Genomic DNA, 19,855 nt, shown 5'->3' with positions numbered 1-19,855 from the left:
TCAGCCCATCGCCTCGAAAGGAAGGGTGGGCAGGTCGACGATGTGGGCGCCGCCGTCGGCAACGATGGTGGACCCGGTGATGTAGGAGGCCTCGTCGGAGACCAGGAACCTGACGATGGAGGCCATTTCCTCCGGCTGGGCCGGGCGGCGCAGCGGAACGTGCTCGGTCACGCGCCCGTAGGCCTCCTCGCGGCTGGCGATCCCGGCGGCCCGGGCGAATTCGCCCATTTCGGCGTCGGCCATGGGCGTGCGTACCCAGCCCGGGCACAGGGCGTTGACCCGCACGTTCGCGGGCCCGTAGTCCCGGGCGAGCGTCTTGGTCAGGCCGATCAGCGCGTGCTTGCCCACGGTGTAGCCGGCGACGCCGGGCCCGGCGAAGAGCCCGGCCAGCGAGGACACGATCACCACCGAACCGCGGTTGCGGGTCAGTTCCGGCAGCGCGGCCCGCACGGTCTTGAAGGCGGTGGTGAGGTTGGCGTTGAGGCTGTCGCTCCAGGACCGGTCATCGGTTTCGCCCACCGTGGAGAAGCCGTGGCCGCCGGCGTTGGCCACGACGATGTCCAGCCTGCCGTAGTGGGCGACCACTTGGTCGATGACGCTGCGGGCATCGTCCGAGTCGGCCATGTCTCCCGGAACCACGAGCGCGCCCGTGCGTCCGGCGACGTCCTTCAGGGGTGCCTCCCGGCGTCCCGTCACGGCGATGCGCAGTCCGTCCGCTGCCAGCCGGGTGGCCACGGCGGCACCGATTCCGGTGCCGCCGCCGGTGATGAGCGCGACTTTCCGATCGATCGGGTCCGTGCCCTTGGCTCCGTGATTTTCAGGCATGTTTTCTCCTCGTGGTCTGGTTGCCGTACCCGCACCCGGCGCGGATCAGGACGTCTTCCGCTGGGCGGCCGCAATGCAGGCCATGGAGGCCAGCACACCGCCGACGGCCACCCCCAGCATCCCGGTGAACCCACCGCCGCTGGACTGGATCAGCACTCCGCCCAGCAGCGGTCCGATGGCGAAGCCGGTGCCGATCATCAGGTTCACGGTGCTCATGACGTGCCCGCCGCCGAGATCGGACAGGGTGGAGAGCAGGTACGGCAGGATGAAGGTCCAGGCGAACTTGAAGATGACCGCCGCAATGGCAAAGCGGACCAGCCCCGGAGCCCCGAACAGCAGGGCCACGCTGAGGGCCATGCCGGCGTAGCCGGCCAGCAGGAAGACGCGGCGCCGCGGCGTGTCCCCCAGCAGCGTGGCCACCAGGGCGGACAGGATGCCGGCGGTCGTGGCCAGGGAGAGCACCAGGCTGGAGGCGGACAGTTCGATGCCGGCGCCCGCGGAGATCTGGGCCATGAAGGTCCAGACGCCCGAGAGGGCGACATAGAACAGCAGCACGGCGGCCATGCCCAGGACCAGCCGGAACAGCGGCGCCTTGCCGGGCCCGCCGGCGTCGTGCTGCGGGGCGGCGGCGCGGCCGGCCTCCGCGGGAACGTCCCGGCGCAGCGCGTCGCCGTCGATCTGCCGGACCACGAACACGCACAGTGCCGCCAAACCCGCCAGGGTCCAGTAGATCGCCGACACGCCGGCGCCGGCGTACAGGGCCGGGAACGCGGCCAGGATCAGCGCCCCCATGGCCAGTTGGAACACCACGAAGATGCCGAACGCCCGGCTCGGGTTGGAGGTCCTGCCGCTGAGGGTGAGCAGGATGACGGTGATCGATCCGGCCGCCAGCGAGGTGACGAACCGGGCCGCCATCAGGGCCGGGAAGCTGTCCATGAAGCCGGACGCCAGGTTGCCGGCGATAACGACGGCGGTGAACAGGTAGGTGGCGGTGCGCAGGTTGACGCGGCGCAGCCACAGGAACGCCGGCACCGAGGCCAGGCTGAAGGCCGCCAGTTCAAGGGAGAACAGGCCACCCAGTTCCACCGGGGTCAGGCCGAACTGCTCGATCAGTTTGCCGGCGATTACCGGGGCGACCAGCAATACCGTGTATAGGACGGCGGAATAGACGGCGATGAAGGTGTAGGTGCCGCGGTCCGTGCCCGTGCGGGTGCCGGAAGTGGCCAGTGTTGTTGCCATGGTGTCCTCTTCGTTAAGTGCAGCTTCCGATTCGTTGTCCGGGCGTCAGCCGGCGGCCAGCGGCGCCGGGACGTCCCCGTCCGCGGCAAGGGCGTCGGACAGGTCGTAGACCTTCCGCCCCTCGAAGTACGTTTGCTTCACGCGGGTCTTGTGGATGGTGCCCGGGTCGATCTCGAAGAGGTTCTGGTCCACCACGATGAAGTCGGCGGACAGCCCTTCCCGGATCATGCCCGTCACGTCTGCCAGTCCCATGGCCGCCGCCGGGTTGCGGGTGAAGGCGGCGATGGCTTCGGCGATTGTCAGCCGCTGGGAGGCGTTGAGCGTGCCCTCGACGGCGGGATCCGGATTGCGCCGGGTGACGAGGGTTTCGAGGCCGGTCCAGGGGTCCGGCGAAGGCAGGGCGCACGGCCAGTCGGAGCCGGCCGACAGCAGCGCGCCGGCGTCGATCATGTCCTTGGTGGGCCAGCTGCTGTTGACGGTGTCCTCCGGGATCTGCTTCGCGATGCTGTCCTGGATGACCGAGGGGTACCAGATGTACGGGGAGGCATCGGGGACCACCTGCAGTTCGGCGAAGCGGGGAATGTCGGCGGGGTCGACGAATTCCACGTGGGCGATCTGGAAGATCGGGCCGAAGCCGTGCCTGCGGCGCACCACCTCGACGGCGTCGAGCACCAGGCGCACCGCCGCGTCTCCGGTGGCGTGCAGCTTGCCACCGTACCCGCGGTCGTAACAGAGCTCGAGCGCCTCCACCAGCTCGTCCTGCGTCCACAGCGGAGATCCGGTGAAACCCGGATCGTCATGGCCGTGGTGGCAGATGTAGGGCTGGAGCATCGCCGAAGTGCGCGTCATCGGGATGCCGTCCAGCACGAACTTCACGAAATCGGGGCGCACATGGGTGCTGCGGTGCGCCTCCCCGATGGCGAACAGGTCCTCCCCGACGGTGCCGGCCTCGATGAAGTTGCGGGCCGGCATCGAGCCGACCACCCACGCGGTGACCTCGCCGTCGGCCTCCAGCGAGCTGAGCGCCTTCCAGGAGTACTCCATCGTGGCCGCGTCCTGCACCGAGGTGATGCCGAACGAATTCAGCGTCTCCAGCGCGGTCTTGAGCGAGACCCTGTTGCGGGAATCCGGGTCGGCGACCGAGGCATCGGCGGCCGCTTCGGCCACGGCGGAGGCCAGTTCCTGCAGGACCCCGGTGAGGGCACCGGACGCGTCCCGCACGTAGGTGCCGCCGTCGGGATCAGGGGTGTCCGCGCCCACGTCCATCAGTTCGAGGGCCCGGGAATTCACCCACCGGTTGTGCATCGAATCATCGCAGAGCAGCACGGGACGGCCGCCGCCGGCCGCATCCAGGGCGGCCAGGTCGTCGGTGTTCATGATCTCGTCCATGACGGTCGCGCCGACGATCCCGCCGATGATCCACTCGTCCGGACCCAGGTCCGCGCCCCAGGCCCGTACCTTTTCGAAGATGGCTTCCTTCGTGTCGGTGGGAAGGATGGGCAGTTCCCAGGCAGCCTGTCCTCCGCCCAGGCCCAGGTGCGAGTGGCCGTCACTGAATCCGGGCAGGACGAGTTCGCCGTCCAGTTCCACGATGGCGGTGGAACCGGCCGCCAGGGCGCGGACCTCGGCGTCGGTGCCCACGGCCACGATTTTTCCGCCGGCCACGGCGAGCGCCTCGGCCCACTCGTGGGCGGGATTGCTGGTATAAATCCTGCCGCCGGTCACAATCAGATCGGCATGGCCCTGTTCGGCATGAATTTGTTCAGGCATGGTGTCTCCTCATGATGGGTGCTCTACGTCGGGGCCGGGTCGGGTGTCAGGATCCGGTGCGGGCCGGGGAAATCGTGGTCGAGATGTAGTGGCGGGCTTGTTCCAGCACCATCGGGACAACCTGCTCGGCGATGAACGCGGCTTCGGGATCGCCGCTGCGCTCCCCGGCCCACCCCAGGTAGGTCAGGCCGCGGGCGAGCAGCATCGCTTCCCACGAGGCCGGATAATGCGCAGGCAGGGGCCGCACGGAGCTGTAGCCTTCGAAGAGCTCCCGGCGGTAGGCCTCGTACTGCGGGTGCGGCTGGTACCAGAAGAGGATGGTCGCCAGGTCGAAGAGGTGCCAGCCTTCGCCGAAGTCGTCGAAGTCGATCATGATCAGGCGGCCGTCCTGGACCAGGACGTTTTCCGGCGTAAGGTCCGCATGGATGACGCCGTACCCGTCGGCCGAGGTGTCCATGACGTCGAGTTCGCGCTTCAGCCGCGCCATGGCCGATCGCAGCAAGGCGGCATCGTCCCGGCCCAGCCCGTCCACTGCCAGCGGATCGCCCCACAGCGCGGCATCGCCCACCAGACCGTCCGAGTCCCAGGCGCGCCGCTGGAAACTGCACACACGCTCGACCGCCGTCGTACGCTCGTGCAGTTCGGCCGCGAGGATACCCAGCCGGCGGAACGTCTCCGGTTCCAGGCTGCTGGTTCCAGCCAGTGCCTCGGCCACGTCCCCCAGCGGCTGCGAGGCTTCGATCCAGCGCTGGACGTCCAGCTGGAAATCGGTGCCGTCCTCGGCCTGCACCCTGCACATCGGCTCACCGTCGAGGGTGGGAACGACTTCAGGAACACTCAGGCCCTGCTCCCCCAGGACCTGGAGGTAGGCGAGTTCGGTCCGGATCTCGTCGTCGGTACGGTAGCCCGCCCGATGCAGCCGCATGGCGTAGCTGTCCCCCGTTTCCCGGGTCAGCCGGAAAACGTAGTTCTCCCGGTACTTGATGAGTTCGATCCCCGAGGTTTCCTCGAATCCGTAAAGTTTCAGCGCCCCGCGAAGGGCCCGGATTGCTTCCTCTGTTTTCACGCGCACAACTTTCTTCCGCCTGACGAACCTCGCCGTGTGATCGGCGTCATAGGCAAAGCTAAATCCTGAACGCCAAGTTTGGCAACTGTACTTTCTGTTCAATTTTTTACCCGGGTGTGCAATCCTTGAAACAGAAACACGAAGAGAGGCGGCCTTCCATGGCATCTACGCAGGACCAGCAGCTGCCGCTGCGTGAACGGAACCGGCTGCGAACCCGAGCGGACATCCTCGACGCCGCGGCCGAGATCCTCAGCGAAAGCGGCTACGCCGGCACCACCGTGGAAGAGCTCAGCCAACGGGCCGGGCTGGCCCGCGGAACCCTCTACGCCCACTTTCCCGGCGGGCGTGAGGAGATCGTGCGGGAGACCTACCTGCGCATCGCCGATGCGGTATACGTCCGGGGCATCAGCCTGCGCGAGCAGGCGGTGGAGGTCCCCGACCGGATCGCCGCGCTGGCGAGGGCCCTACTGGAGGCCGCCGCCACGCCGGCCGGGCGGTTCTACGGCGTGATGGGCTCCGACATGGTGGCCGTCCTTACCGGGACCGGCGTACCGGTCGGCACATCCAAGTCGTTCGAGGACCTGATCCGGCGCGACTTGGAAGAGGCCCGGGCCGCGGCCCGACTGCGCGCGGACGCCCCCACCGCAGCGCTGGCCACGGCCTTCAGCGGCGCCATCGGAGCCGCAGGGACGAAGGTTGCCGCCGACCCGGACTCGGCGGAACAACAGATTGCTGCCATCAGGCTGCTGGCCCAAGGGCTCCTCGGCCCCGCGGCGGCCTAGGCAGAACCACCCCCATCATCGGAAGGACAACCATGACCTCGGACACCGCGGCCATCGCGGCCGCCACCCGGCCCGCGCAGGACCTGCTCGCACGCCGCCATGCGACCTTGGGCAGCCACTCCCCGCTGTTCTACGAGACCCCGCTGGAACTGGTTTCCGGCAACGGCGTCTGGCTCACGGACGCCCAGGGCAGGACCTACCTGGACGGCTACAACAACGTGCCGCACGTCGGCCACGCCAATCCTGTGGTGGCCGACGCGGTCAACGCCCAGCTGCGTACGATCAATCTGCACACCCGGTACCTGAACAGCCGGGTGGTCGAGTACGCCGAGGCGCTGCTGGCCACGTTCGGCGACGGACTGCAGCGGCTGTTCCTGACCAACAGCGGTTCGGAGGCCAATGAGCTGGCCCTGCGCGTCGCCCGCCAGCACAGCGGAAACACCGGCGTCCTCGTGTCCGACTTCAGCTACCACGGCAACACCACCAGCCTGGCCGAACTGACCACCGGACTGCAGGTGCGGGAGCCCCTCGGGGCCCACGTGCGTCCGGTGCGCATTCCCGACGCCTTGGCAGCCGACGCCGGCGAACGACTGCTTGAGCAGGCGCTGGCCGAGGTCGACGCCGCGATCGCCTCCCTGCAGGAGGCCGGGCACGGCGTGTCGGCGTTCCTGTTCGACCCGCTGTTCTCCACCGAGGGACTGCTGCAGCCGCCCGCCGGCTACGTCGACGGCGTCGCCGCCCGGGTCCGCGCCGCGGGCGGCCTGGTCATTGCCGATGAGGTGCAGTCCGGCTTCGGCCGGGTCGGGAGCAGCATGTGGGGGCACCAGATGTTCGGCATCGAGCCGGATCTGGTCACCCTGGGCAAGCCCATGGGCAACGGCTATCCGGTGGGAGGAGTGGTGACCACCGCCGACCTGCTGGATGAGTTCGGCCGGAACAACATGTACTTCAACACCTTTGCCGGCACCCCCGTGTCCTCCGCGGCCGGGCTGGCCGTGCTGCAGGTCATGGAAGAGGAAGGCCTGATGGCGCAGGCCGCGGGCGTCGGCGCCCACATCGCCGACCGATTGCGGCCCCTCGCCGCCAAGAGCACCCATGTGGGTGCCGTGAGGGGACGCGGCCTGTTCTTCGGCCTGGATATCGTCGAGGCGGACGGCACGCCTGCCCCCGCCTTGGCGAAGGCGCTGATCGAGGACATGAAGACCCGCGGCGTGCTGATCAGCCGCGTCGGCCGCCACGACAACGTGCTGAAGATGCGCCCCCCGATGGTGTTCACCCGGGAGCACGCGGACCAGCTGCTCGAGCAGCTGGGACTGGCCTTGGAGGCCCTGGAGAAATAGGCCCGTGAATGCCCGCTGCCGCCCGAGTATGGTCTAAAGCCATCCTCGGGCGGCAGCGCAACCGTCAAGGAAACGGGCACGTGCTGGGCCTAGGCCACGTCGACGGCTCGACGCATCGCATGTATGGCGGCCCGAACAGCGTGACGGAACTGCAGGACGGGGACCGCGCCGGGCTGGCAGTGCTGGGCTCCGGCGCCTGCGTGCCGCAACTGCCGCCGGGGAACGGGTCCAATCCCGGGGACGGATTTTAACCGGGTCGGCGCCGCATTCACAGGGCAGGGATTGCCCGGATTCTGTCCTGCTTCCACGCCCCGAGGGAGCCCGGCTACCGTACTTTCCGGGGATATGGCGATCCACGCCTTGTGGCGGTATTGCAGCCATCCTTCGGCCGATATTGTCAGGCGCATGGGCACCCGCTGCCCGCAGGAGGTTCTGGGGGACTTCATCAACGCACCGTTGTGAAGGAGAACTGATGCAACCAACCGCTGCGCGAGGGGCCGGACGCCGGCTCCCGCTCGTCCTTGCCCTCATCTTGGCCTTGGCAGCCGCATTCACCGTGGCACCGGCCGCTCCCTCGCAGGCCGGTTCAAAAAAGGCGGACGACCGGATCCAAGCGACTCTCCTGTCATATTTGGACGAGCCCGCCTGGGCCTATGTTGGCAACCCGGTCGAGGTCATTAACTGGTTCACCACCGACATTCCGGCGGATGCTCCATCCGGGCCGACCGGAACGTTCACCCTGACCCTGCACGAGCGGGGCGCGAAACCGTACGTCCTGAACCTCACCGGGGATGAAGCTGAGATCCGGCCGTACATCACTCCGGTCAAGGTCGGGAAACGCTACTACACCGTCACCTATTCAGGGGACAAGTTCTACAAGCCAATTAAGCAAACGATCTCCTATGATGTTTGGTCCGGGCCTGACACCAAGACCACCTTGAAGGTGAACAAGCGCACAACCACCGTCAGCGAGCCGATCACCCTCAGGGCGCAGGTCACCACCTCCACGGGCCGGCCCCTAACCGGGTATTCGGACGGACATATCCAGTTCTTTGCGGACGGGGAATGGATCGGCGAAGGAATCAGCAGGCCCGGGTCTAGGGGATGGGATGCTTCCCTGACGATTGGCTACCTGCCCATCGGGACGCACAAGATCACCGCCGCTTTCGAACCCTTCATTCACTATGAGTCGTCCGCATCGAGGCCCTTTCTCCTCACCGTCAGGCCCCCAGTCTGGGCGGCGGCAGCCACAGGATCCTTCACGATTGACCAGTCGGAAAATGGATTCTCGTCCACGGTGTCTGCCACCGTTCGAGCCACAGAGCCCGGCGGACGCACTCCGACCGGGTACGTGCAGTTCTACGACGGCGACGACAAGTCCGGGCTGCCCGTTAGGCTCGTCAATGGCGTGGCTGAGCAAACAATTTGGGCATCGAATCCCAGAGTCAGCGTCAAATACATCGGCGACACACGCTACGCCCCGGCCATCCTGAAGCAGGCCATCCCCGCATCCTGACGGAACACCACACGGTCCGGGACGATTCCTCGGCCTTTGTAAGACTGCTTAGCCGATTGCGTCTTGCGGGACGTGCCGGTCGGGGCACACCGCCTGATCTCAAAATGAAGCGGCCGCCGCATCCTAAACAGATGCGGCGGCCACTTCAGCGGTTACCGGATTCCCCAACGCAGTGAGGGGAACGGGGACCTGCGACGGTTAATTCGTCGCCCAGATCGCGGCGGCGTCGGTGAAGGAGATCGTCTCGCTAACACGGATCTTGGCGTCGGCCACGGCGGCCTCCGGTACGTCGAAGCAGACCTCGTAGGTTCCAGTGCCACCGCTGGTCAGGGTCGGTACGTCCATGCCGGGCTGCTCAACGACCGCCGAGCAGGAGGTAGTGCTGTAGATGCGGGCGTCGGAGCCGACAAGTTCGGGGTTGAGGTCGATCCAGGGGTCGCCCTCCTCAGAGGCCGTGTATTCGACGGTCAGCTCCGCCAGCACATACTGGCCCTCGGCTGGCTCGTTGAAGTCGTTGGCCGCGGCGATCGCCTTATCGGCCGCAAGGTTCACGCTGTTGACGGTGACGCTGTACTCGCCGACCTCGGCGCTGGTCCCCAGAGCGAGCGATTCAGCGGCGGCCGCCTCCTGGACCTCTTCGGTGGCGGCACGCTCGCCGTCGGAGCCGTCCTCCACCGCTGCGGCGATGTCGTCAATGGCCTTCACGTAAGCGGCCTGAGTGACGAAGACAAGAACGATCGCGACGACCGAGATGACCGAGGCGGCGATGCCCAGGCCCTTGCCGCCGTGGCGCTTCGCGGCGATTACCAGCGAAACGATGCCGAGGACCAGGGAGACGAAGCCCAGGAACGCGGCGAAGTTGTTGATGATCGGAACCCAGCTGAGCAGCAGGGCGACGATTGCGATAACGAGCGCGGCAATGCCGAGGCCCTTGCCGGCGCCGGTCTTGGGTGTCGGCCCAGCTTGGGGCGCGGGTACTTGTGCGGTCTGGTTGGTCATGTTTCCCCCATGATGCAGTCGTTCCCAGAGCGCCGGGAACGGAACGAGTGACAAGGAACCGACTCTTCGGATCCTGCGGATCCAGAGTGCGAATTCGTGGATCCAGAAGAGGACGCTACAGACGTGGTCCGACAGGTTGGGTTCCGGCAAACCTCACGTGGTGGCCGCAGACTAGGGCGCCCCGGAATGGTCGGCGGCCAGCACGCCGTCGATGTCGGCCTCCAGGTGCTTGGGCCCCCGCAGCAGCGGACTCAGCCGGTACGGCGGCGGGTCCTCGACCAACCGGGGGTTTTCCAGCCGGCGGGCGAATTCGGTCAGCGCGGTCTGGGCCTCCAGCCGGGCCAGCGGCGCACCGAAGCAAATGTGGATGCCGCTGCCGAAGCCGAGGTGGGCGTTGTTCGGCCGGTCGGGGATGAAGCGGTCAGGATCGGCGACGTGGCGCGGGTCGCGGTTGCCGGCGGCGAGGGCAAGGGTGATCGCGGAGCCCTTGGGAATGGTGGTTCCGGCGATGTCGATGTCGTCGATGGCCGTTCGGAAGGGGACGAAGTGCACCGGCGGCTCGTAGCGCAGCAGCTCCTCCACCATCGGGATGGCCAGATCCGGCTCCGCACGCAGGCGCTGGAGCATCTCGGGGTGGCGCAGCAGGGTCAGTGCCCCGTTGGAAATGAGGTTGACGGTGGTTTCGTGGCCGGCGATGAGCAGCAGCAGGCCCACGCTCACCAGCTCCTCGGTGTCCATCCGCCCTTCGGGGCCGTCGTCGGTGGCCATGGCCGAAAGCATGTCGCCACCCGGATCCTTCTGGTGGGCCGCCACCAGTTCGCCCATGTAGGCGTTCAGGTCCTGGCCCGCCTCCCGCTGCCGCTGCATCCGCGTTTCCGCATCCAGGTTGGGGTCCGTGGATTCCAGGAGCCTGTCCACCCAGACCCGGAACCGGGGCTTGTCCTCGGCGGGAACCCCCAGCAGTTCGCAGATCACCGAGACCGGGAAGGGGTAGGCCAGGTCCTCCACGAGGTCGACCCGGCTTCTGCCCTCCATGTCATCGATCAGTTCGGTGACGATTTCGAGCATCCGGGGTTCCAGGTCCGTGACGCGCCGGGGAGCGTTCGGCGGCCCGAAGTGGCGCATCGTCAGCCGGCGCAGCCGGTCGTGGTCGGGCGGGTCCCTGAGCAGGAAGCTTTGGGAGGCCTCGGACACCTCCTCGGGGCTTGCCTCGTCCGCCGCGCCCGGAGCGCCAGCGGCGGCCGCGGCAGCCGCCAGCGCCTGAGGGTTCCGCCGCGGATCGGAGCTGACCCGCGGATCGTGCAGCAGCGAGAGGATCTCCGCGTAGGTGCTCACCAGGTAGGAGTCGTCAGCCAGCTTGGTCACCGGGGCGCTGCGCAGCTGCGCGTAGAGCGGGTAGGGGTTGGCCCGGTTCGAATAGTCCAGGATCTGTTCCCAGAGGCCCTGCTCTTCCTTGGAAGGTGGCTGCTTCATGGCCGGGGCTCCTTTGCGTCCATCGGTGTCAGGGTGGCGCGGCGTTCGCCGGGATCGTGCCCGGTCACGACGACGGTCGCGTCCTGGGTCAGGCGGGCCAGGGCACGGAACCCCGCCGGGACGGGCTGCTGCCGGGTGGGTTCGTCGACCGTTTCGAACGACGGCGGGAAGGGCGCGGCCCGCTCGATGAGCGGCTCGTAGAATTCCACCCACTTGTTCTGGTTGAAGGCGACCGCCGCCACGATCCGCCCCTTGGAGCCGTAGACCGCCAGGAAGCGGCGCTGCTCCACCGACCCTTGGGCAATGACCACTTCGTCGGCCACGGAGGCCACCCCCACGCTCTTGATTTCGGTGCCGAACTGGATGGACCAGAACTTCGGCACCTCCAGGTGGGGCCACCGCTCGGCCTCGCCGCTGACCATGTTGTGCGCCGCCACCTCGGCCTGGGAAACCACGTTGCCCCAGTGCTCGATGGCCAGGAACTGGTAGCCGAACATCGGCTGCGGCGCGCGGGCAACGTCGCCGGCAACGAAGATGTTGTCCATGACCAGCCCGTTCGCGTCGATGACCCGGCAGCCGGCGTCGCACGCCACGCCCCAGGGGCCACTGGCCAGCCCGGAGCCGGCCAGCCATTCGACGTTGCGGACCACGCCCAGGGCGGCCACGGCCACGTCGACCTCGAGCACGGTCCCGTCGGACAGGCGGGCGCGTCGGAGCCGCCCGCCGCCGTCGCCCTCCAGGGCGGTGACGCGGACCCCGCAGCGCAGGTCGACGCCGTTCTCCCGCTGGATCTCCCCCGCGATGGCGCCGACCATCCCGCCCAGCGCCGATCCCAGCGGCGCGGGCCCCGATTCGGCCACGGTCACCGGCAGGCCGAGTTCCCGGCACACCGAGGCGACCTCGGAGCCGATGAAGCCTCCGCCGATGACCAGCACCCGGCGGGGCCGTGCCGCGAGCAGTTCTTGCAGCCGGGCCCCGTCCTCACGGGTGCGCAGGGTGAGCACGCCCTCCAGCGCTGCCTGCTCGGGGTGGGGCCACGGGCGGGCCCGCACGCCGGTAGCGATCAGCACCTTGTCGAAGCCGATCCGGGTGCCGTCGGCCAAGTGGACCTGCTTGCCGGCCACGTCCAGTCCGGTGGCAGCGACGCCCAGCCGCCAGTCGGCGTCGATCTCCCGCCGCTGGGGCAGCGCGGTGCCTTCGGGAGGTATGTGCCCGGCCGGGACCTGCTTGGACAGCGGCGGCCGGTCGTAGGGCTCGTGCCGTTCGTCCCCGACCAGGGTCAGTTGCCCGGCGAACCCCTCCTCCCGCAGCCGTTCCGCGGCCCGCAGCCCCGCCAGCGAGGCGCCGACGACGACGATCCGCCCGGTCCGCTTGAACCCGTCGGCGCTTCCGTCGGCGCTTGAGGCCGGGTCCGCCGCCGGTTCGCCGGACAGCCCCGGTCTGTGGGGATCCGCCGCCGGTTCGGGCTGGCTGGTCCGGTCGGGCTGGCTGGCCTGATCGAACTGGCTGCTCCGGTCGAGCTGGATGGCCTGGACGGGGCAGGCTGCGGCAGCGCGCAGCACGGCCCTGCGCTGTGCGTCGTCGGGGTTGGGGTCGTAGGCCAGCGCCTCGTCCCCGCTCATGGTGAAGACGTCCGGGGCCAGAAAGGCGCACTGCCCGTAGCCCTGGCACTTCGTGAGGTCGACGACGAGTCTCATGAGGGGCTTCTTCCGCGGGCCCTGGGCCGGTGCGCGCCGTCTCCTGTGGCGCCCCAAGGGCTTCCGGGTCCTAATGAAGGGTCCTGGTGGAGTGAGGTGGTTCGAGTCTAGGCTCGCGCCCCGCGCGGGAGGAAGGGCGGGCCCAAGCCCGAACGCGTGCGCGATCCGCGCCGGTTTGGGCACCCCCAATCGACACGGATCGCGCACGCGTTGCCGGCTCTCCGCAGGCAGAGCGGCCCCGAGGTTCGGGGCCCGCTCCGCTACGCACCCGGCGGCAGCCGTCAGGCCGCCGCGGTCGGCGCGATCCCCTCGTCCGCCAACTCGGCCATGCCCTCCAGCATCGCCACGGTCAGGGCGTCCTGGAGTTCCTTGAACTTCTCCTGCCCCGCCACGTTGTTCAGCTCCTCGCGGTCCACCCCGTGATCGTAGAGCTCGGTGACCTCCGTGCCGAAGTACCTGGTCAGCCGGCCCTGCCGGGTCAGCACCGAACGGGTGCGGACGGGTCCGGGCAGGCCGGGCAACCCGAACGGCTGGTCCTCTTCGATGATGAGGGCCTCCCGCACGGACTCGGCCTCCCCCTCCAGTAGGGGCACCAGGGAGAGGCCCTGGATGCCGCGGTACCGGGGCGTGCCCGTCAGGTCGAGCAGGGTCGGGGCCAGGTCCGCCGTGGAAACCAGGGCGTCGGAGGTGCCCGCGGCCAGGCCCGGGACCCTGATGGCCAGCGGCACGTTGGTCACCGCACGGTAGTGGCTGAAGTGCTTGAGCATCAGCCCGTGGTCCCCGAACAGGTCGCCGTGGTCGCTGGTGAAGACCACGATCGTGTCCTCCGCCAGCCCGTTCTCCTCCAGCGCGGCCAGGACCCGGCCGATCTGCTCGTCCATCAGGGTGATCAGCCCGTACTGCGCCGCCAGCGCCTGGCGGAACTGGGCCTCGTCCGCGGCGAAGGTCATCGTGGGGTCCTCGTTGGGCTCCCCGCGGCGTTCGAGCATGTGGCGGATGTGCGGCGGGGACTGGGCGTGGTCCTGGTAGAAACCGACCGGCAACTGGACCTCGTCCGGGGAGTACATGTCGGCGTACCCCTCCGGCGGGGAGTACGGATGGTGCGGGTCCGGGAAGGAGACGAACATGAAGAACGGCTCCCCCGCCTCGGCGAACCCGGCCAGGTGCCCGGCAGCGCGCTCGCCGACGTAGGCGCTGGGATGCAGGTCCGCGGGAATGCCGGTCTGGTACACCTGGTCCCAGCTTTCCAGCCGCCGCGGCGCGTTCTCCGCGCCGCCGACGGTCAGCGGGTCCACGCCCCGTTCCCGCGCCCAGTGGACGTAGTGGCCCCCGGGGCGGTCCCCGTGGCCGATCACCAGGTCCACGTGGCCGTAGCCGTAGTAGTCCCGGGGCAGCGGAATGAATTGCTCGTCGTGGGCGGCCTTGTCCTCCCACTTGTCCCACCCCGGGGTGCGCGGCCGTGCGCGGGCGTCGGAGGCCCGCGCGTCCACCAGCAGCGGGTCGGTCGCCTCGATCTCGGCCAGCTGGACCGGCTCGAACCCCCACCCCATGTTCTGGTGGTGCAGCTTGCCCACCGCCGTCGTCAGGTAGCCGCCGCAGGAGAGCGTCCGGACCAGGTTGCTGGCGTCCGGGTCCATGGTGATGCCGTTGCACCGGGTGCCGTGGGCGGAGGGCCACCGGCCGGTCAGCAGGCTGGCCCGGTTGGGCATGCAGGTCGGGTTGGTGACGGTGGCGTCGGTGAAGACCATGCTTTCGGCGGCCAGCCGGTCCAGGTGGGGGGTCCGCACCACGGTGTTGCCGGCGAACCCCAGGTGGTCGGCCCGCAGCTGGTCCGCGATGAAGACCAGTACGTTCTTCGGCTTTGCGGCGCTCATGCGGGCTTCCTGATCATGGACAGCACGGAGGTGCGCTGCTCGGCGAACTCGGGCAGCGAACGCGTGGAGATCTGGTCCCGGGGCGCGGGCAGTTCGATGTCGACGACGTCCAGCACGCGGGCGGGCTTGGCGCCCAGGACCACCACGCGGTCGGAGAGGTAGACGGCCTCATCGATGTCGTGGGTGACCACCAGGATGGTCATGCCGAAGTCGTCGCGGATCTTCAGGCACAGGTCCTCGAGCTCGAAGCGGGTCTGCGCGTCCACGGAGGCGAAGGGCTCGTCCATGATCAGGATTTCCGGCCGGTAGGCCAGCGCACGGGCGATCGCCACGCGCTGCTGCATGCCGCCGGAGAGCTGCCAGGGGTACTGGCTGGCCGCGTGGGAGAGTCCGACGGCGGCCAGCGCCGTGTCGATGCGCTCGTTCATCTCCTGCGCGGGAAGGCGCAGGTGGCGCAGCGGCAGCCTGACGTTCTTCCGGACGGTCAGCCACGGCATGAGAGAGCGGCTGTAGTCCTGGAACACCAGGGCCATTTCCGGCGGCGGCCCGTCGATGGTTCGCCCGTCGATGGCCGCGGTTCCGGAGGTGGCCGGCTGCAGGCCGGCCAGGCACTTGAGCAGCGTGGTCTTGCCGACGCCGGATGGGCCGACGATGCACACCACCTCGCGCTTGTTGACGGTGAAGGTGAGGTCCTCGATCACGCACTTGGCGTTCGGGCCGCTGCCGTAGGTCTTGGACAGTCCGCTGACTTCCAGCCGCGACTGGGCCGCGGGCGCGTCGAGGGTCGCCGGGTTGTTCTGCAGTTCCATTGGGTTCTCCATGCCGGGGTGGCGGTGCGGGGCCAGGACGTGGTTCATGAGCGGGCCAGCCGCTTCGAGCCCACGTACCAGGCCAGGACGTTGTTCTTGATGGCTTCGAAGGCCAGGTTGGCGCCGAAGCCGATGACCCCCAGCAGCAGGATCCCGGCCCACATGTCCGCGGTCATGAAGCTCTGCTGGGCCAGCAGGGTCATGGCCCCGATGCCCTGCGAGGAACCGAGCATCTCGGAGGCGATCATCACGATGAACGCCACCTGGAGGCTGACCTGCATGCCGGAGGCGATCTGCGGACCGGCGGCGGGCAGGTAGACCTGCGCCAGCTTCTCGGCGCGCGTCAGCCGGTACACCTGGCTGACATCCTTCAGCGTGGAGTCGACGCTGCGGATGCCGTCCACGGTGGCGATCAGGGTGGGGAACACGGCCGCCAGCGTGATGCTGACCAGGCGCATTTCGATCCCGAACCCGATCAGCGAGATGAAGATGGGCACCAGCGCCACCGGCGGGATGCCGCGGAAGAAATGGATCAGCGGGTCCAGCGCCCAGCGGACCACCGGCACCAGGGCGGTGACGAAGCCCAGTACGACGCCGATCACCGTCGCCAGCGCGTAGCCGATCACCAGGTTCCGCAGGCTGAGCATCACGTCCGAACCGAAGTGGTCGAACAGCCACAGCGCCTGGAAACGCTCCAGGATCGCGTCCAGCGGCGGGAAGAAGGCGCTGGTGGAGTTCTCCGAGGCCACCCACCAGATGGCCACGACCAGCAGGGGCGTTCCAACTCCGAGGATCCAGTTGGCCAGTTTGCGGTTCATGCAGGAAGCACCTCACGGTAGGACGCGTGCCAGTGGAGCAGGCGGCCCTCGGCCAGCCGGCTGGCACCTTGGAAGGCCAGGCCGAGCAAGCCCAGGACGACGACGTAGGCGTACAGGGTGGGATAGTCGCCGCCGGCCTGGGCCTGGTAGATGCTCAGGCCCAGGCCCGGGCCCCCGCCGAGCAGCCCGGCCACCACGGTGATGACCAGGGCGCCGGGCGCGGCGACCCGCATGGCGGTGCCGATGAACGGCATGGCCGAGGGCAGGGTGACCCGGCCCAGGATTTCCACCCGCCCCAGCCCGTAGGAGCGGGCCGTGTCCAGGGTGACCGGATCGGCGTCGTGCACCCCGGCCACCGTCTGCATGATGATCGGCAGCACGCAGCCGAAGAACACCAGGAACCAGGACATCTGCGTGGTCGGGCCGAGGACCAGCACCACCAGCGGCAGGATGACGATCGGCGGAATCGGCTTGAGGAACTCCAGCACCGCCAGGGTGGCGTACCGGAACGGCTCGAAACTGCCGATCAGCACCCCGAGGACGACGCCGGCGACGGCCGCCGCGGCCAGGCCGGCCAGCGCGATGAGCAGGGTTTCGGCCAGCGCGGCCCAGAACGTCCCGCCAGCCAGCAGGCCGGCCAGCTGCGCGAGCACCAGCGAGACCGGGGGCAGCGGCCCGCCGGCCATCGGCCCGATGGCCACGACCTGCCACAGGGCCAGGGCGGCGGCAATGCCGCCGGCACTTGCCAGCATCTGCCTCAGATTTCTTTTCATGGTTCAGCTCCCACTGGATCGAACACGGGCTATTCCCCGGTGAGGATCAGGCTCTGGTCCAGCGGCACTTCCTTGGCCAGGAAGCCCAGTTCCACCAACTGCTTGTTGACCCGCTGGATGTCCTCCAGCCGCACCTCGGTGGGCCAGTAGGTCATGGCGCCGCCCTGGATGGTCTCCAGCGGCACCCCGGTCAGCTCGGAAGAGACCTGCTGGGCTTCGCCGAGATGCTTGTTGGCATAGTCGTTGGCCTTGTTGATGGCCCGGGCGAACGCGGCCATCTGATCCTTCTTGCCGTCCGCGGTCTTGGCGCCGGCCACCCACAGGCCCACCGCCCCCTGCTCGAAGAACTCGATGCCCGGCGAGGCCAGCCGGGCGTTGCCCTGGCTCTCGGCCTGGGCCGTGAACGGGGCGATGAGCGTCGCCGCGTCCACGCGCTGGGAGTTCAGGGACTGCAGCGCCGAGGCCGGGTCCAGCACCATCCAGTTGATCTTGGACGGATCGCCGCCAGCATCCTTGACCACCTTGGAGACGGTCACCTCCATCTGTGCCTTCCGGGCCGGCACCGAGACGGACTTGCCCTCCAGGTCCTTCGGGTTGGTGATGGTGCTGCCCTTGGGGATGAACAGGCCGGTGTCGTCGACCTTGCCCAGGTCCTTCTGGTCCCGGGCGTCGTCGGCGTAGCCGTCGGCCCCGGCGATGACCTTCAGCGGCACGTTCTGGCTCATCGCGTTCAGCATCGGGATCGACGGGCTGTAGGTCAGGTCCAACTGACCGCTCTGGGCCGCGGCGACGCCGGCGGGCGGGTTGGCCACCACGCTGGTTTCGACGTTCAGGCCCTCTTCCTTGAAGTAGCCCTTGTCGATGGCCATCTGGAGGGCGGCATCGGAGGCGATGCCGATGGTCCCCACCTTCAGCGTGGCGGTGCCGTCGGTGCCGGAGGCCGGAGCGGGTGCATTGGAACTGCAGGCGGTCAGGCCGAGCGCGAGGGCCGCGGCGAGGGCAATGGGAAGTCGGAATCGCATGGTCTCTCCTTGAGCTGTGTGGGGTGTGGGGGAAGTGCCGGTAATTAGGGGAAAAACTTGGGGGCCGGGACGGACGCGGGCTCGTGGACGATCCGCCCGCCGCTGACGGTCCAGGCGACATTGCGGTCCAGCAGGGCCTCGGGCTCCCGCCCGTCCGGCCAGGGGCCGTCCAGGACGCAGAGGTCAGCGGCCATTCCGGGCCGCACGGCGCCCTTGAAGGTTTCGGCGTGGTCCTGCCAGGCCGGCTGCGACGTCATCGCGCCGAGGGCCTGCAGCAGGTCCAGGCCTTCGCCGTCGTCGACGGGCCCGTGGTGGTCCGCGGTGTGGCGGGCGACGGAGGCCAGAACCGGCCGGCGCCAGTCGGTGGTGGTCACCGGGGAGTCCGAGGCGATGTTGAAGTGGACCCCGGCGCGGGCCGCGGAGCGCAGCGGCTGGTGCCGGCGGAACCGTTCCGGGCCCAGGATCCGGGTCAGGGCGTCGCCGCCGCCGTAGCGGATCATCGGGTTGGTGCTGTAGCCGACGTCGTGGGCGGCCAGCTGTCCGAGGAAGTCGTTGGACGGGAAGGACCCGTGGATGATGTAGTGCCGGTTCCGTCCGGGCCGCGCCGCCTGGGCGCGGGCGACGGCGCCGACGGCGGCTTCGGTGGCGGCGTCGCCGGTGGCGTGGATCCCGGCCTGAAGGCCGGCGTCGTGGACAAGGCGGATGATTTCGTCCAGTTCCGCCACGCGTTCGGCGTCGGTGTCCCCGGCGACCACCAGCGAGCCGTGGGTGCAGGCGTGGCCGTACGGCTTGGTCATCCAGGCGGTCCCGCTGCGCGGAGTGCCGTCCGCGAAGACCTTTACGCCCGCGATGCGCAGCAGGTGCTCGTCGATGCCGCGGTCCCGAAAGGTCCGGTGCAGCCCGGATTCGAGCCCGCGGCGGACGGTGTCCGCGCTGATGCCGCCGGTGCCGGCGAACAGGAGCAGGGCGTTGATGCGCAGGGTCAGCTCCCCCGCCGCGGCCATGTCGCCGAGCATCTCCAAGGCGGCGCTGGTGCAGGAGCCGTCCAGCAGGCCGCCGGCGCCGGGGCCGAGCCCCGGCTCTGTGAGCGAGGTGATGCCCTGGGAGTGCAGCACGCCCTGGAAGCGCAGCGCGGCGTCGCGCAGGACGGCGGCCGGCACGTCGGGCAGCACCCGCGTGATGAGTTCCATGGCCCCGTCGACCAGGCGTCCCGTGGGGGAACCGTCGGCCAGGCGTTCGATGATGCCGCCGGCCGGGTCCGGGGTGGCGGCGGTGATGCCGGCGAGGTCCAGGGCCGTGCGGTTCGCCAGCAGCTGGTGGCCGGTCTGGTCGAAAGCGACCACGGGGGTCCCGGGGCGGCAGTCGAGCAGGGCCTCCGCTCCGCCCGGGCCCAGCACCAGCTCGTCCCAGCCGTGCGCCCGGATCCACCCGTCCGCCGCGGCGGGGGTCCGCTCAATGGTCCCGGTGACCTCGGCCCAACTTCCAGCCGAGCCGGTTCCGATGGGCAGGTAGCCGAACCGCACCATGGAGGAGGCGATGAAGTGCAGGTGGGCGTCGTTGATGCCCGGCAGCACGGCGCCGCCGTCGGCGTCGATGACGCGGGTGCCGGGGCCCGCCAAGGCCAGGACGGCCTCCCCTCCCACGGCCAGGATCCGACCGGCGGCGACGGCGACGTTCACGCGCCCTGCCTCCGCGCCGACGGCATCCGGCAGCGTGCCGTTCGCGACGACCAGGTCGGCGGTGGTTGCGGTGCGGTTGCCGATGCTCATGGAACGCCCCTTCGGTGTGATGTGGATTACTGGCTCGACTAAGTATGTCGGATGACTTGGTCATCTGACCATCTTTTTTCTGT

Annotated in this window: 17 protein-coding genes; 4 read left to right on the top strand and 13 right to left on the bottom strand. The window is 69.0% G+C overall.

Annotated elements, in window-relative coordinates; genetic code table 11:
- From ABD912_RS07685 to ABD912_RS07670, 4 genes are read right to left on the bottom strand one after another with little or no spacing between them, the layout of a single operon-like run.
- A complete protein-coding gene (locus tag ABD912_RS07685; protein ID WP_345149775.1) occupies positions 1–825 on the bottom strand; it encodes an SDR family NAD(P)-dependent oxidoreductase in 825 nt (274 codons plus the stop codon).
- 45 nt (positions 826–870) lie between these two features.
- Positions 871–2,064, bottom strand: coding sequence for an MFS transporter (locus ABD912_RS07680; protein ID WP_345149773.1), 1,194 nt, complete (start codon positions 2,062–2,064; stop codon positions 871–873).
- Positions 2,065–2,109: 45 nt separating this feature from the next.
- Complete coding sequence (locus ABD912_RS07675) at positions 2,110–3,834, bottom strand: amidohydrolase (protein ID WP_345149771.1); 1,725 nt, start codon at positions 3,832–3,834, stop codon at positions 2,110–2,112.
- A 46-nt stretch (positions 3,835–3,880) separates the two neighbouring features.
- The gene (locus ABD912_RS07670; protein ID WP_345149770.1) at positions 3,881–4,900 is read right to left on the bottom strand and encodes a phosphotransferase enzyme family protein; all 1,020 of its coding nucleotides are present in this window, start codon (positions 4,898–4,900) and stop codon (positions 3,881–3,883) included.
- Between the two features lie 158 nt (positions 4,901–5,058).
- Here ABD912_RS07670 and ABD912_RS07665 point away from each other — a divergent pair, with 158 nt between their 5' ends.
- The 4 genes from ABD912_RS07665 to ABD912_RS07650 all read left to right on the top strand — a co-directional run bounded on the left by ABD912_RS07665 (position 5,059) and on the right by ABD912_RS07650 (position 8,538).
- Positions 5,059–5,682, top strand: coding sequence for a TetR/AcrR family transcriptional regulator (locus ABD912_RS07665; protein ID WP_345149768.1), 624 nt, complete (start codon positions 5,059–5,061; stop codon positions 5,680–5,682).
- Positions 5,683–5,714: 32 nt separating this feature from the next.
- Entirely contained in the window at positions 5,715–7,022 is a 1,308-nt protein-coding gene (locus ABD912_RS07660; RefSeq protein ID WP_345149767.1) for an aspartate aminotransferase family protein, read from the top strand.
- Positions 7,023–7,102: 80 nt separating this feature from the next.
- On the top strand, positions 7,103–7,273 hold the full coding sequence (locus ABD912_RS07655) for a hypothetical protein (protein ID WP_345149765.1): 171 nt from the start codon (positions 7,103–7,105) through the stop codon (positions 7,271–7,273).
- A gap of 221 nt (positions 7,274–7,494) precedes the next feature.
- Entirely contained in the window at positions 7,495–8,538 is a 1,044-nt protein-coding gene (locus tag ABD912_RS07650) for an Ig-like domain-containing protein (RefSeq protein WP_345149764.1), read from the top strand.
- A 198-nt stretch (positions 8,539–8,736) separates the two neighbouring features.
- Here the strand turns inward: ABD912_RS07650 and ABD912_RS07645 are convergent, their stop codons facing one another.
- The 9 genes from ABD912_RS07645 to ABD912_RS07605 all read right to left on the bottom strand — a co-directional run bounded on the left by ABD912_RS07645 (position 8,737) and on the right by ABD912_RS07605 (position 19,772).
- Positions 8,737–9,537, bottom strand: coding sequence for a DUF4352 domain-containing protein (locus ABD912_RS07645; RefSeq protein WP_345149762.1), 801 nt, complete (start codon positions 9,535–9,537; stop codon positions 8,737–8,739).
- A 171-nt stretch (positions 9,538–9,708) separates the two neighbouring features.
- Entirely contained in the window at positions 9,709–11,010 is a 1,302-nt protein-coding gene (locus tag ABD912_RS07640) for a cytochrome P450 (protein ID WP_345149760.1), read from the bottom strand.
- Complete coding sequence (locus tag ABD912_RS07635; RefSeq protein ID WP_345149759.1) at positions 11,007–12,707, bottom strand: FAD-dependent oxidoreductase; 1,701 nt, start codon at positions 12,705–12,707, stop codon at positions 11,007–11,009. The genes ABD912_RS07640 and ABD912_RS07635 overlap by 4 nt, the downstream gene beginning before the upstream one ends.
- A 281-nt stretch (positions 12,708–12,988) precedes the next feature.
- A complete protein-coding gene (locus ABD912_RS07630; RefSeq protein ID WP_345149758.1) occupies positions 12,989–14,581 on the bottom strand; it encodes a sulfatase family protein in 1,593 nt (530 codons plus the stop codon).
- On the bottom strand, positions 14,578–15,390 hold the full coding sequence (locus tag ABD912_RS07625; protein WP_345149757.1) for an ABC transporter ATP-binding protein: 813 nt from the start codon (positions 15,388–15,390) through the stop codon (positions 14,578–14,580). The genes ABD912_RS07630 and ABD912_RS07625 overlap by 4 nt, the downstream gene beginning before the upstream one ends.
- 44 nt (positions 15,391–15,434) lie before the next feature.
- A complete protein-coding gene (locus ABD912_RS07620) occupies positions 15,435–16,208 on the bottom strand; it encodes an ABC transporter permease (RefSeq protein WP_345149756.1) in 774 nt (257 codons plus the stop codon).
- Positions 16,205–16,981 carry an ABC transporter permease gene (locus tag ABD912_RS07615; protein WP_345149755.1) on the bottom strand — a complete coding sequence of 259 codons (777 nt, stop codon included), beginning with the start codon at positions 16,979–16,981 and terminating at the stop codon, positions 16,205–16,207. Before ABD912_RS07615 ends, ABD912_RS07620 begins: the two co-directional genes overlap by 4 nt.
- A 29-nt stretch (positions 16,982–17,010) precedes the next feature.
- On the bottom strand, positions 17,011–18,003 hold the full coding sequence (locus ABD912_RS07610) for an ABC transporter substrate-binding protein (RefSeq protein WP_345149754.1): 993 nt from the start codon (positions 18,001–18,003) through the stop codon (positions 17,011–17,013).
- A 44-nt stretch (positions 18,004–18,047) separates the two neighbouring features.
- Positions 18,048–19,772, bottom strand: a complete 1,725-nt coding sequence (locus ABD912_RS07605; protein WP_345149753.1) for an amidohydrolase — start codon at positions 19,770–19,772, stop codon at positions 18,048–18,050.
- Positions 19,773–19,855 lie beyond the last annotated feature (83 nt).

The organism is Arthrobacter ginkgonis, from assembly GCF_039540195.1.
Classification (GTDB): domain Bacteria; phylum Actinomycetota; class Actinomycetes; order Actinomycetales; family Micrococcaceae; genus Zafaria; species Zafaria ginkgonis.
This window is presented reverse-complemented; position numbering and strand designations above follow the sequence as displayed.

Coding starts and splice junctions, on each gene's coding strand:
- ABD912_RS07685 (WP_345149775.1), bottom strand. CDS start 825: ATGCCTGAAAATCACGGAGCCAAGGGCACGGACCCGATCGATCGGAAA.
- ABD912_RS07645 (WP_345149762.1), bottom strand. CDS start 9,537: ATGACCAACCAGACCGCACAAGTACCCGCGCCCCAAGCTGGGCCGACA.
- ABD912_RS07665 (WP_345149768.1), top strand. CDS start 5,059: ATGGCATCTACGCAGGACCAGCAGCTGCCGCTGCGTGAACGGAACCGG.
- ABD912_RS07635 (WP_345149759.1), bottom strand. CDS start 12,707: ATGAGACTCGTCGTCGACCTCACGAAGTGCCAGGGCTACGGGCAGTGC.
- ABD912_RS07640 (WP_345149760.1), bottom strand. CDS start 11,010: ATGAAGCAGCCACCTTCCAAGGAAGAGCAGGGCCTCTGGGAACAGATC.
- ABD912_RS07605 (WP_345149753.1), bottom strand. CDS start 19,772: ATGAGCATCGGCAACCGCACCGCAACCACCGCCGACCTGGTCGTCGCG.
- ABD912_RS07675 (WP_345149771.1), bottom strand. CDS start 3,834: ATGCCTGAACAAATTCATGCCGAACAGGGCCATGCCGATCTGATTGTG.
- ABD912_RS07680 (WP_345149773.1), bottom strand. CDS start 2,064: ATGGCAACAACACTGGCCACTTCCGGCACCCGCACGGGCACGGACCGC.
- ABD912_RS07610 (WP_345149754.1), bottom strand. CDS start 18,003: ATGCGATTCCGACTTCCCATTGCCCTCGCCGCGGCCCTCGCGCTCGGC.
- ABD912_RS07660 (WP_345149767.1), top strand. CDS start 5,715: ATGACCTCGGACACCGCGGCCATCGCGGCCGCCACCCGGCCCGCGCAG.
- ABD912_RS07615 (WP_345149755.1), bottom strand. CDS start 16,981: ATGAAAAGAAATCTGAGGCAGATGCTGGCAAGTGCCGGCGGCATTGCC.
- ABD912_RS07620 (WP_345149756.1), bottom strand. CDS start 16,208: ATGAACCGCAAACTGGCCAACTGGATCCTCGGAGTTGGAACGCCCCTG.
- ABD912_RS07650 (WP_345149764.1), top strand. CDS start 7,495: ATGCAACCAACCGCTGCGCGAGGGGCCGGACGCCGGCTCCCGCTCGTC.
- ABD912_RS07630 (WP_345149758.1), bottom strand. CDS start 14,581: ATGAGCGCCGCAAAGCCGAAGAACGTACTGGTCTTCATCGCGGACCAG.
- ABD912_RS07625 (WP_345149757.1), bottom strand. CDS start 15,390: ATGGAACTGCAGAACAACCCGGCGACCCTCGACGCGCCCGCGGCCCAG.